Source organism: Pseudomonas sp. FG1 (assembly GCF_034313875.1).
GTDB classification, from domain to species: domain Bacteria; phylum Pseudomonadota; class Gammaproteobacteria; order Pseudomonadales; family Pseudomonadaceae; genus Aquipseudomonas; species Aquipseudomonas veronii.
Genome location: NZ_JAVIWP010000001.1, coordinates 296,984 through 309,327, shown reverse-complemented (window position 1 = coordinate 309,327; position 12,344 = coordinate 296,984). Strand labels below are relative to the sequence as shown.

11 protein-coding genes are annotated in these 12,344 nt (G+C 62.1%); 10 read left to right on the top strand and 1 reads right to left on the bottom strand.

Annotated features, from left to right (window positions below):
- Positions 1-62: 62 nt before the first annotated feature.
- On the bottom strand, positions 63-776 hold the full coding sequence (locus RGV59_RS01370; protein WP_046382004.1) for a FadR/GntR family transcriptional regulator: 714 nt from the start codon (positions 774-776) through the stop codon (positions 63-65).
- A gap of 285 nt (positions 777-1,061) precedes the next feature.
- On the opposite strand from RGV59_RS01370, the gene RGV59_RS01365 reads away from it, so the two are divergent.
- From RGV59_RS01365 to RGV59_RS01320, 10 genes are all read left to right on the top strand, one after another.
- A complete protein-coding gene (locus RGV59_RS01365; protein ID WP_079444747.1) occupies positions 1,062-2,303 on the top strand; it encodes a branched-chain amino acid ABC transporter substrate-binding protein in 1,242 nt (413 codons plus the stop codon).
- Positions 2,304-2,362: 59 nt separating this feature from the next.
- Positions 2,363-3,304, top strand: coding sequence for a branched-chain amino acid ABC transporter permease (locus RGV59_RS01360; RefSeq protein ID WP_046382005.1), 942 nt, complete (start codon positions 2,363-2,365; stop codon positions 3,302-3,304).
- A 3-nt stretch (positions 3,305-3,307) separates the two neighbouring features.
- Positions 3,308-4,585: a branched-chain amino acid ABC transporter permease gene (locus RGV59_RS01355; RefSeq protein WP_126587245.1), complete on the top strand. Its 1,278-nt coding sequence runs from the start codon at positions 3,308-3,310 to the stop codon at positions 4,583-4,585.
- Positions 4,582-5,337 carry an ABC transporter ATP-binding protein gene (locus tag RGV59_RS01350; protein WP_046382007.1) on the top strand — a complete coding sequence of 252 codons (756 nt, stop codon included), beginning with the start codon at positions 4,582-4,584 and terminating at the stop codon, positions 5,335-5,337. Before RGV59_RS01355 ends, RGV59_RS01350 begins: the two co-directional genes overlap by 4 nt.
- Positions 5,334-6,056, top strand: coding sequence for an ABC transporter ATP-binding protein (locus RGV59_RS01345; protein WP_046382008.1), 723 nt, complete (start codon positions 5,334-5,336; stop codon positions 6,054-6,056). Before RGV59_RS01350 ends, RGV59_RS01345 begins: the two co-directional genes overlap by 4 nt.
- Before the next feature lie 115 nt (positions 6,057-6,171).
- Complete coding sequence (locus RGV59_RS01340; protein ID WP_371928143.1) at positions 6,172-7,419, top strand: OprD family porin; 1,248 nt, start codon at positions 6,172-6,174, stop codon at positions 7,417-7,419.
- 126 nt (positions 7,420-7,545) lie between these two features.
- Positions 7,546-8,388 (top strand): SDR family NAD(P)-dependent oxidoreductase, encoded by an 843-nt coding sequence (locus tag RGV59_RS01335; RefSeq protein ID WP_079444744.1) that lies wholly within the window; start codon positions 7,546-7,548, stop codon positions 8,386-8,388.
- Positions 8,389-8,450: 62 nt separating this feature from the next.
- Positions 8,451-10,643, top strand: a complete 2,193-nt coding sequence (locus RGV59_RS01330; RefSeq protein ID WP_126587244.1) for an alpha-ketoacid dehydrogenase subunit alpha/beta — start codon at positions 8,451-8,453, stop codon at positions 10,641-10,643.
- Entirely contained in the window at positions 10,640-11,125 is a 486-nt protein-coding gene (locus RGV59_RS01325) for a VOC family protein (RefSeq protein ID WP_046382011.1), read from the top strand. Before RGV59_RS01330 ends, RGV59_RS01325 begins: the two co-directional genes overlap by 4 nt.
- Positions 11,125-12,339, top strand: a complete 1,215-nt coding sequence (locus RGV59_RS01320) for a pyruvate dehydrogenase complex dihydrolipoamide acetyltransferase (RefSeq protein WP_079444743.1) — start codon at positions 11,125-11,127, stop codon at positions 12,337-12,339. The genes RGV59_RS01325 and RGV59_RS01320 overlap by 1 nt, the downstream gene beginning before the upstream one ends.
- Positions 12,340-12,344 lie beyond the last annotated feature (5 nt).

Sequence of the window (12,344 nt, the reverse complement as noted above, 5' to 3'; positions counted from 1 at the left end):
TATTGTTGTCTGACAGGATGGTAGAAGGCTTCGCTTTTCGGTGTCAAGGGTGCTGCCGGGAATCAGGCCTGCAGGTACATGTTCATCCGCTTGGCGGCATTGCGCAGATGGCGCTCGGCGGCTTCGCCGGCCAACACCGGATCACGGGCCTGGATGGCCTGGAAGATGGCCTGGTGCTCGTCCTGCACGTCCTGGATCAGCTCGTTGTAGATTTCGGCGGTGTTGCTGCGAGCTTCGCGAATCAGGCGCCGGACGCTGTGGTCGAGGTACTCGTTGAGCGATTTGAAATGCGGGTTGTGCGTGGCCGCGACAATCGCCTGGTGGAAGGCATAGTCTTCTTCGTCCCCCAGTTGATCATTGACCATGGCGTATTCCATACCAACCAGTGCCTGGCGAATCTTCTTCAGGTCTTCGGGGGTGTGGCGCAAGGCTGCCAGGCGCGTGGCGCCCACTTCAATGGTGATCAGGAATTCGAGGATATGCAGCAATGCGTCCCCTTCACCCAGCGAGACTGCTTTCAAGCGAAACGCATGGCGCTCGCCGCGCTTGGCGACGAAGGCACCCTTGCCTTGCTGAGTGGTGATCAGCTCTTCGAACTTGAGCTGCGACAAGGCTTCGCGCACCACCGCCCGGCTGACCGAAAACTGTTCGCACAGTTGCCGTTCGCTGGGCAGTTGATCGCCAGTGGCCAGCCGCCCGGATTGGATCTCGCCACTGAGCCAGTGAACGATTTCCATGGGCAGGGGCTGGTTGGGGTGCGCGTTGTCGCTTTTCATGGTTCGGTCCTCTGCCAGGGGGCAGCACGGGTACGGGCATTGATGTGATGAGCTGTTGATAGTGACGGATTGAGCTGTGGTCTTACAAGTGTTTGAAAAAATAATCCAGGGTGGAGTTGTCTGTTTTAAAGGCCCGCAGGTGCATTTATAAAAAATAAATGCATAAAACGTGGTAGGAGTGCTTTGACTTCGCGGCAGGCTTGACGTAATTTTCGCCAACTGGTCAGACATGTACTTGCTGATGTACTACCAGATTGCAAATAACAATAAAAATTCGAGGTTTCCATGCACACCAAGACCACGCTGCGTCTGCTCACCCTCGGCACGACCCTGTTCGCCGGTATCGCCTGCGCTGATCCTTTGAAAGTGGCGTTGGTCGAGACCCTGTCGGGGCCGTCGGCCGCCACCGGGCAAATGTTCCGCGCCGCCACGCGTTTTCAGATCGAACGGCTGAATGCCGAGGGCGGTTGGAACGGCGAACCGATCCAGCTCCTCGAGTTCGACAGCCAGGGGACCCCCGCGGGCGCCTCCGAGAAACTCAAGGCCGCCATTGGCAGCGGCGCGCAAATGATTGTCCAAGGGGCTTCGTCAGTGGCTGCCGGGCAGATCACCGAAGACGTGCGCAAGTACAACCTGCGCAATAAGGGCAAGGAGGTGGTGTTCCTCAACGTCGGCGGTGAAGCGCTTGAACTGACCGGCAGCAAATGCCACTTCTATCACTTCCGCTTCAACGGTAACGCACCGATCCGGGTCAAGACCCTGGTCGCGGCAATGAAAGAGGCGGGCACCCTGGGCAGCAAAGTCTATTCCATGAACCAGAACTACAGCTGGGGCCAGGACATGGAAAAATCCATCACTGAAAACGCCGCGGCTGGCGGTTATCAGTTGGTGGGTAAAAGCCTGCACGACACGCAGAAGGTGCAGGATTTTTCGCCCTATATCGCTCGCATCCAGGCCTCCGGCGCAGAAACCGTGCTGACCGGCAACTGGGGCAACGACCTGTTGCTGCTGATGAAAGCCAGCCGCGCCGCCGGCCTGAAGCTGCGCTTCGGCACGGCCTTTCTCGATCAGCCGGGCAACCTCGCCAACGCCGGCGATGTCGCGCTGGGGCACTACGTTTCCCACCCGTTCAACATTGAGGCGGCGGGCGAGCAGGGCGAAAAATTTGCCAGCGAGTATCAGGCCAAGACCGGGCACCTGCCAGCCTACATCGAGCCACAGACGGTATTTGCCTTGCAGATGGTCGGCAATGTGCTGAAGAAGCTGCCGGCCGAAGATGGCCGTCTCAATACCCGCAGTTTCGCCCTGGCCCTGGAACAGGCCAGCGACCGCAACCCATTGGGTGACGTGCGGATGCGTGCCGAGGATCACCAACTGCTGATGCCGTTCGTGGTGTCGGTGGTGTCGAAGGAGGCGCGCTACAAGGTTGACGGCACCGACATGGGCTTTGTGCCGATCAAGTCGTTCAGTGCCGATCAAGCCGCAGCGCCTGTCCAGGATGCCTGCCGGATGCAACGACCCGAGTGACGCCGCCTGGCGTGCCGAGCGGCACGCCTTCCTGCCCATCGCGAACGCTGGAGTCGCCTATGGAATTTCTCACAGTTTCACTGCTTAACGGCGTGATCTACGGCCTGCTGCTGTTTATGGTTTCCGCCGGCCTGACGCTGATTTTCGGCATGATGGGCGTGCTCAATTTCGCCCATGCCTCCTTCTATATGGTGGGCGCCTACCTGGCCTACACCCTGCAGAAGGTTGTCGGCTTCACGACTGCGGTAGTGCTCTCGACCGTGCTCGTGGGCCTGCTCGGCGTGATCGTCGAGCGCTTCTTCCTGCGCCGCGTACACAAACATGGCCATGCTCATGAACTGCTGCTCACCTTCGGCCTGACGTTCATCATTGCTGAACTGATCAAGTTGTTTTACGGCAACTTTTCCGTCGAATACCGAGTTCCAGAGTTCCTCAACTTTGCCGCCTTCCAGGTGTTCAGCACCGACTATCCGTTCTATCGCTTGTTGATGGGTGTGGTCTCGCTGCTGGTGTTCGGCCTGATCTACCTGCTGTTGACCCGCACTCGGGTCGGCATCGTGGTGCGGGCGGCGATTCATCGTCCACAAATGGCCGAGGCCCTGGGGCACAACGTCCCGCTGGTGTTCATGGCCGTGTTCGGCATCGGCGCGGCACTGGCCGGCCTGGCCGGGGCTCTGGCTGGGGCGTTCTACACCACCAACCCGAACATGGCCCTGGAGCTGGGGGTCATCGTGTTTGTCGTGGTGGTGGTTGGCGGCCTGGGTTCGATGGCCGGGGCCATGATCGCGTCGCTGCTGATCGGGCTGATTTCTTCGTTCGCAGTGGGTGTGGACCTCAGCCTGGCTTCACTCCTGGGTTTGCTGGGGGCAGGTGACTGGGCGCAGCAGATGGGCGGGTTGATGACCCTCAAGGTATCCAGTGTGGCGGCAACCATTCCGTTTGCGCTGATGCTGCTGATTTTGCTGATCCGGCCGTCCGGGTTGATGGGCGAGAAGGGGTAAACCATGAAACTGACGAATATCCTCCTGGCGGTGCTGTTGCTGGCCCTGCTGGTGCTGCCCGCCATCCTGCCGGCGGCGATGGTCAACGCGGCCATCCAGATGCTTATCGCGGCCTTGTTTGCCTGTGCCTTCAACTTGTTGTGCGGGCAGGGCGGCATGCTTTCGTTCGGTCATGCGGCGTACTTCGGCGTGGGGGCGTTCGCTACATTGCATGCGATGAGTGCGCTCAATGGTCAAGGCCTGCTGCCGACACCGTTGCTGCCGCTGATCGGTGCCATGGGCGGCTTTATCTGCGGCCTCTGCGCCGGTTGGTTCGCCACTAAACGGGCGGGCGTCTACTTCTCCATGATCACCCTGGCGCTGGCCGAGTTGCTGCATTCCCTGGCCCCGCACCTGAATACGCTGTTTGGCGGCGAGGCGGGTATTTCGTCCATGCGCGCCCCTGCCTGGGGCCTGGATTTCGGTGACGCGACCCAAGTGTATTACCTGACGCTGGGTTGGGTGGTGCTGTCGATTGCCTTGCTCTACGCCTTCACGCTGACGCCCATGGGGCGCCTGACGTTCGCCTTGCGCGAGAACGGCCACCGCCTGCAGTTCCTGGGCTACAACGTTCACCGCTTGCGAGTGCTGGTGTTTGCCTTGTCGGCGATGTTTGCCGGTATTGCCGGTGGCTTGCAAGCACTGAACCTGGAGTCGGCCAACTACGTGCTGTTCGACATGCGTTTTTCTGCCGAAGTGGTACTCAACACCTACATCGGCGGCGTCAACGTGTTCCTCGGGCCGGTGCTCGGCGCTGCCCTGATGACGTTCTTTGGCAACGCCGCCTCTGACCTCACGCAATCCTGGTTGCTGTATCAGGGCCTGTTGTTCGTACTGGTGATGATGTTCATGCCCAGCGGCCTGGCCGGGCTGGTGCTGTGCTGGAGCGCGCAGATCCGTCGGCGCGGTTGGCTGGCGATCGTCCCGGCGGCGTTCTCGGCGCTGCTTGGCGCTGGGGTGTTGAGCCTGGCGGTGGTGTTTTTGATCGAGACGTTGCAACGCGTATTCAGCCAGGACTATCAGGCCCTGTTGATGACGGACCAAGCCTGGCCGGCGATCAGTCTGTTCGGCCGCGAATGGCTGCCGGGCGCGCTGCTGACCTGGGCCACGCCGTTGCTCTTGGGGGTGGCCGGGCTGTTGGTCCTGAAACTGGCCCGGCACCAATGGCTGCGCCTGCTGGACGACGAACCGGTGGTCAACGCCGCCGCACTCAGGCCTCGGGTCGAAGGAGAACAACCATGAGCGATGCGATCCTGCAGTTACGCGATGTGCATAAGTCGTTTGGCGAGGCTCACATCATTCGGGGTGCGCAGCTTGAATTGCGTGCCGGTGAACGTCATGCGGTGATCGGTCCCAACGGGGCCGGCAAATCGACCTTGTTCCATCTGATCTCCGGGCAGTTGCAGCCCAGCAGCGGGCAGATCCTCCTGGGCGCGGAAGCGATCCAGGGCTACTCGCCACAGCACATCAATCACCTGGGGTTGTCGCGCTCGTTCCAGATCACCAACATTTTTCCCGGGCTCTCGGTGTTCGAAAACCTGCGCATCGCGGTGATGCGCAAGCACCGGATGCAATACCACTTCTGGCGCTCCGTCCAACGTTACCCCGAGGTGCGCGAGCAGACTGAGCAATTGCTCGAACAGGTGCGGCTACAGGACAAGCAAACGGTGTGCGCGGCCGAACTCTCTTACTCCGAACAGCGCGCCTTGGAGATCGGCATGACCCTGGCCTGTGACCCTCGGGTGATCTTGCTCGACGAGCCGATGGCGGGCATGTCCCATGAAGAAACCGACTACGCCCTGAACCTGATCCGCGAGGTGACCCAGGGGCGTTCGCTGCTGATCGTCGAACATGACATGGACGTGGTGTTCTCCCTGTGCGACCGCATCAGTGTGCTGGTCTACGGCGAAGTCATCGCCACCGGTACGCCGGACCAGATCCGCGCAGATCGTCGGGTGCAGGAAGCCTACCTGGGTGAGGAGCAATGTGCATGAACCCTACTTCGCAAAACCTGCTGTCGATCAGCGACCTGCATGTGCATTACGGCAAGAGCCATGTATTGCATGGGGTCGATCTGCACATCGGTCACAACGAGGTGGTGAGCCTGCTCGGGCGCAACGGCGCCGGGCGCTCGACCACCATGAAAGCGGTCATGGGCCTGGTGCCGCCCAGTGCCGGCAGCGTGCAGTTGGCCGGGCGCGAGTTGACCGGGCTGCGCCCCTATCGCATCAGCCGTGCCGGCATCGGGTTCGTCCCGGAGGAACGTGAGGTCTTCGCCAACCTCAGCGTCGAGGAAAACTTGCGCATGGGCCAGCAAGCGCCCACCGACGGCGCCACGGCGTGGACCGTCGAGCAGATGTTCGAGTTTTTCCCGCGGCTGCGCGAGCGCCGTAACACTGGCGCGGGCAACCTTTCGGGGGGCGAACAGCAGATGCTCACCCTGTGCCGGTCGTTGCTGGGCTGCCCCAGAGTGCTGCTGATCGATGAACCCACCGAAGGCCTGGCGCCGAAGATTGTGGCGGTGGTCGCCGAGGCTATTCGCGAGATCCACCGACGTGGGGTTTCGATCCTGCTGGTGGAACAGAAGCTGACCATCGCGCTTAAGGTTTCGTCGCGAGTCTGCGTGATGGGGCATGGGCGGATTGTCTTCGAGGGCACGCCGCAGGCGCTGACCGACGATGCGAATTTGATGAAGGAATGGTTGGCGGTCTAGACCGACCGCCAGCGTGTTCAACCCGGCAGGTTCGCCTGCCAATTTCCCCCCCGATTGTGTGGCAGCACGTGTGCTTGCCAGGGGGTTCTGCGTTTTAAATCCACCGGGAAAAACAATAAAAATGAGCCTGCCTAACTACATCACCGTACAACCCCTGCTGTTGCTCAGCGTCTTGCCGGGCCTGGTCCTGGCCCAGGAGCAGGGCTTTATCGAAGGCGCAACGGCCAACGTGCTGATGCGCAACTTCTACTTCAACCGCGACTTTCGCGACAGCGGTGCCGCCCAGGCCAAGAGCGAGGAGTGGGCGCAGGGCTTTCTGCTTAACGCACAGTCCGGCTACACCCAAGGCACCGTGGGTGTCGGCGTCGATCTGATCGGCCGTCTCGGGGTCAAACTCGACAGCGGCAGTGGGCGTGCTGGCAGCCTGTTGTTGCCGGCGGACGGCAAAGGCTCGGCGGATGATTTTTCCAGCTTGGGGGCTGCGCTCAAACTGAAACTGTCGAAGACCGAGCTGAAAGTCGGGGAGCTGCTGCCGAGCCTGCCCATCCTCCAGTACAACGATGCGCGGTTGCTGCCGCAAACCTTTCAGGGGGCGATGCTGACTTCGAAAGAAATCACCGGGCTGACCCTCAATGCCGGGCAGATGCGCTCATTCACTCAGCGCAACTCCAGTAACCGCGAAGACCTGTTTATTGATGGCCGCTCGTTCGCCACGTCCGACCGCTACAACTACCTGGGTGGCGAGTACCGCTTCAACCAGGAGCGGACCATGCTCGGCCTCTGGGGCGCAGAACTGGAGGATATCTATCGCCAACGCTTAGTCCAGTTCGCCCACAAGCAACCGGTCGGTGCCTGGACGCTTGGGACCACCGTCGGCCTGCTCGACTCCGAGGAACAAGGCCAGGCCAAGGCCGGCAAAATCGACAACCGCTCGTTCTACAGCACCCTCAGCGCGGCACATGGCGGGCACACGCTGATGGCCGCCTGGCAGCGCATGTACGGTGAAGACGGGACCATCTGGCTAAGCCCGACCACCACCGTGCTGCCCAGTGATATCCAGGTGCGCAATTTCGCCTCCGCCCAAGAGAAAGCCTGGCAGCTGCGATACGACTACAACTTTGCCGCCATGGGGGTGCCAGGGCTGACGACCTTCGTGCGTTACGTCAGTGGCGACAACGTACTGGTGGCGGGCAGCAACGACGGCAAGGAATGGGAGCGCGATTTTGACGTGTCCTATGTGATCCAGAGCGGCGCGCTGAAGAACCTGGGCCTGCGCTGGAGAAACGCCATGGTGCGTTCCAGTTTCGGTCCGTCAGTCGACGATAACCGACTTATCGTCAGCTACAGCCTGGCGCTGTTCTGATCGATATGCCGACTATTCCGGTAACAATTTCCTTTGACAGACCCCGCAGTGCGGGTTAGTTTTTCTGAGCTGGTCAGACAAGTTGTTTTAAATGTATGACCAGCTACAAAAATAAGTGAGAACCTCATGTCCTACTCAGATAGCTCAGCACCTGCGTCCGTACAACCACAGCCTGAAACGGCTGTTTTCCAGCACAGCGCCTATGCCGGCATCCACGACAAGGTGGTGGTGGTCACCGGTGGTGGCAGCGGTATCGGCTTGGCACTCGCCAAAGGTTTTGCCCGCAACGGCGCGCACTTGCTGCTGATCGACATCAACGCTCAAGCCATGGCCGACGCCAAGGGCGAGTTGCAGGAAGCCTTCCCCAATAGTCGAGTCGAATGCTTCCAGGCTTCGGTTGCTGACGAAGACGCGGTTGAAGCGGCCTTTGCCCACGCCAAGGCCTGTTTCGGGCGTATCGACGTGCTGCTTAACAACGCCGGCGTATCGATCAACAAACCGTCGCTCGATATCAGCCCGGCCGAATGGCGTCGGGCCGTCGAGATCAACTTCAACAGCGTGTTCTTCTGCGCCCAGGCGGCGGCCCGGCACATGATCGAGCAGCAGGCGGGCGTGATCATCAACACCTCGTCGATGTGGGGCGTGTCCCACTCCGCCGATCGCACGGCGTACTGCGCGACCAAGGCCGCCGTGGTCTCTATGACCAAGTGCCTGGCAGTGGAATGGGCCCGCCATGGCATCCGCATGAACGCCATCGGCCCTGGCTATACCCGCACACCGTTGGTGGAAGAACTGCAACGGGCCGGACGCCTGGACGTCGAGGCCCTGCGCAAGCGCACGCCGTTGCAACGCCTCGGTGAGCCGGGCGAGATGGCCGAGCTGGCGCTGTTCCTGGCGTCCAGCAGCGCGACGTTCATCACCGGGCAGATCTACGTGTCGGACGGCGGCTGGACCGCCAACGGTTTCTAGTTCGCCTTCGTTGTGGCGGCCCGCCGTGGCCCGTCGATTCGAGTTCTTTGTGGAGAAGTGAAATGCCGAAAAGTGTTGCCTTGTCGCCGGCCTCGCCGTGGGTCGAGCTCAGTTCCACCGATGCCGACTGGAAGCAGGCCGACCCTGCGTTGCTGGGCACGATGCTCAGCCAGTTGCACCTGATCCGCGCCTTCGAGGAGACCGTGCTGGAACTGGCCGGAGAAGGCCTGGTGCATGGTCCGGCGCATTCGAGCATCGGTCAGGAAGGGGGCGCGGTAGGTTCGATCGTTGCGCTGGGCGCGGCGGATGAAGTCAACGGCTCGCACCGTGGTCATCACCAGTTCCTGGCCAAGGCGCTGGTCTACCTGATGCCCGAGGGTATCGACCCGAAAGCGCCGGTCACTGCACCCATCCAGGATCTGCTGCAACGTACCCTGGCGGAAATTCTCGGCCTGGCCCAAGGGTTCTGCAAAGGCCGGGGCGGTTCGATGCACCTGCAGTGGGCCGAGGCCGGCGCCCTGGGGACCAACGCCATTGTGGGCGGTGGCGTGCCGCTGGCGGCCGGTGCCGCCTGGGCACACCGGCATGCCGGGACCGACACCGTGGCGGTCACCTATTTCGGTGACGGCGCGGTGAACATCGGTTCGGTGCTGGAGACCATGAACCTGGCGGCGGCCTGGAAACTGCCGCTGTGTTTCTTCATCGAGAACAACCTGTACGCGGTGTCCACCACGGTTGAGGAAGCCACTGCCGAGCCGCGCCTGTCGGCACGCGGGCTGGGTTTCAATATTCCGAGCTGGAAGGTCGACGGCATGGACCCGCTGGCGGTTTACCTGGCCATGCAGCAAGCCCTGGCGCACATGCGCGCCGGCAACGGACCGACCGTCATCGAGGCCGATGTGTACCGGTTCTTCCATCAGAACGGTCCGTTCCCCGGCAGCGCATTCGGTTACCGCAGCAAGGAAGAAGAGCAGAGCTGGCGCGCCCGTGATCCGCTGGAACGCCTGGCCCGCGAAATGAAAAAGCGCGACCTGATCGACGACGCCGGCCTGGCCGATCTGCGTGGAACCATCAAGCTGGCCATGGCCCAGGCGGCGGCTGAATTGCTTGAAGCCGACCCGGCGGGCAAACCGGGCAAGCGACGGATCCGTCCCCAGTTGTGGCCTTCGCCGGACTTTCGCGATGTCGGGATTCGTGGCGACCTCAGTGAACTGGCCACGGCCCGGACCTGTGAACTGGCGACCTATCGCGGCGGCCTGCAGCAACGCAAGTTCATCGATGCCATCGCCGACGTGATGAACCGACGCATGGAAACCGATGACAGCATCGTGGTCATGGGTGAGGACGTACACCGTCTCAAGGGCGGTACCAACGGCGCCACGCGCGGCCTGAAAGAGCGTTTTCCGCAGCGCATCCTCGGTACCCCGATCAGCGAGAACGCCTTCTGCGGGCTGGGTGGCGGCATGGCGCTGGACGGGCGTTTCAAACCAGTGGTGGAGTTCATGTACCCCGACTTCATGTGGGTCGCCGCCGACCAGGTGTTCAACCAGATCGGCAAGGCGCGGCACATGTTCGGCGGGCAGAGTGACGTGCCGCTGGTGCTGCGCACCAAGATCGCCATGGGCACCGGCTACGGCTCGCAGCATTCCATGGACCCGGCCGGCATCTACGTCACCAACCCGGGCTGGCGCATCGTTGCCGCGTCCACGCCGTTCGACTACATCGGCCTGATGAACACCGCGTTGGCCTGCAAGGACCCGGTACTGGTGATCGAGCACGTCGACCTTTACAGCCACAGCGGCGAAGTGCCGGTGGACGACTTGGACTATCAGATTCCATTCGGGACCGCCGCCGTGCGCCGAGAGGGCCGTGACCTGACCATCCTCACGTACCTGAGCATGGTCGGACACTCCCTGGAAGCTGTGGAGCAGACCGGCATCGATGCCGAAGTCATTGACCTGCGTTTCCTCGACCGCGCCAGCTTCGACTGGGCCACGGTCGAGGCGAGTATTCGCAAGACCAATAATGTGCTGATCGTCGAGCAGGGCGCCCGAGGGACGTCCTATGGCGGTTGGCTGGCCGATGAACTGCAGCGCCGTTGCTTCGACTGGCTCGACCAGCCGATCCAGCGCGTGACCGGTGGCGAAGGCTCACCGAGTATTTCCAAAGTCCTGGAGCGCGCCGCCTGTGCCCGCACCGAGGAAGTGATCGAAGGCCTGCAACAGGTCATCCGTGAAAAAGGGGCACACCAATGAGCGTGAAGATGCTGGTTCCAATGGAAGTGGGGATTTGCTGCGTCGATCTCCCGGCCCTCAGCCGTTTCTATCAGGACGTGCTGGGTTTCACCTTTGTCGCACAGGTGCAAATGCCGGCCGCCGCCGCGCAGTTGGTGGGCCTGAGCGAAGGCGGCTACAGCGTGGTGCGTCTGCAGACGCCTTACGGTGAACGGATCAAGTTGCTGGCGCCTGAGCGGGCGCCGGTCCGGCCTGAACCGGGGCTGATTCTCGACCGGCAGAATGCGAGTTACCTGACGTTCATCGTCGAAGACATCGCCAGCCTGGTGGACGACCTGAAAAATGCCGGTGCGAGCTTCTGCGCCGAGGCTGCCCCGATCCAACTGCGCCCCGATGTGAAGGCGCTGTTCTGCCGCGACCCGGAGGGCAACGTGCTGGAACTGGTGGAGTACGCCGATATCGCCGCCTACCGTCCCGATCTGTTCAGCGACAGGAGCGCCTGATGGCCAAGCTCTTACATATGCCGGAAGTGTCGGCCAACGCCACCCACGCCGCGATCCAGAACTGGACCCTCAAGGAAGGCGACACCATCAGCGCCGGTGATTGCATTGCCGAGATCGAGACCGAAAAGGCCTTGGTCGAACTGGCCGCTGAGGAAGATGCGGTGCTGGGCAAGATCCTGGTCGAGCCGGGGCGCGAAGTGGAAGTGGGCGCGCCGATCGGGGTGCTGTTTGCCAGAGGCGAAACCGATGTCGATATTGCCGCGCTGTTGGCCAAGGCCGGTGCGCTGGCGGCGGCCAATGAGCCGGTGGTGGATGACGCACCGGTGCTCCAGCCTCGGGCCGAGGTGGCGCCTGCGATTGACGCGCACAGCGGGCGGATCTTCGCCAGCCCTCTGGCCCGCCGCCTGGCAGCGGCCAAGGGGCTTGACCTGGCGAGCCTCAAGGGCAGCGGGCCGAACGGGCGCATCGTCAAACGCGACGTCGAGGCGGTCGCCGTTGCCGCTGCGGTGGCCGCACCGACGCCCGTGTCGACCGTCGACTTTGATGAAATCCCCCACAGCAGCATGCGCAAGACCATTGCCCGCCGCCTGGTGGAGAGCAAGGCCACGGTCCCGCATTTCTATCTTGATGTGGAATGCCGGATGGAACCTCTGCTGGCCCTGCGCGAGCAGGTCAACCGGACCGCAGCGAGGAAGATTTCGATCAACGACTTCATCGTCAAGGCGGCGGCTGTCGCCCTCCAGCAAGTACCGGCGATGAATGTGACCTGGACCGAGACGGCGCTGCGCCGCTACCACCAGGCGGATGTCTGCGTGGCGGTGTCCACCGAGAGCGGCCTGATCACCCCCGTGGTGCGCAATGCCGACAGCAAGGCCCTTTCGCAGATCAGCGCGCAGGTGGCGGAGTTGGCCGGGCGCGCCCGCGACGGACGTCTGCGCCCCGAGGAATACCAGGGCGGCAGTTTCACCATCAGCAACCTGGGGATGTTCGGCGTCGAGCAGTTCAGCGCGATCATCAATCCACCCCACGCCGCGATTCTGGCGGTGGGTGCGACGCAGCAAAAACCGGTGGTTGAAAACGGTGAACTGAAGGTCGGTGCGGTACTGCGTTGCACGTTGTCGGTGGATCATCGGGCCGTGGATGGCGCACTCGCTGCGCAATGGTTGGCGGTGTTCAAGGGCCTGATGGAAAACCCGCTGGGCATGCTGATTTGAGAGAG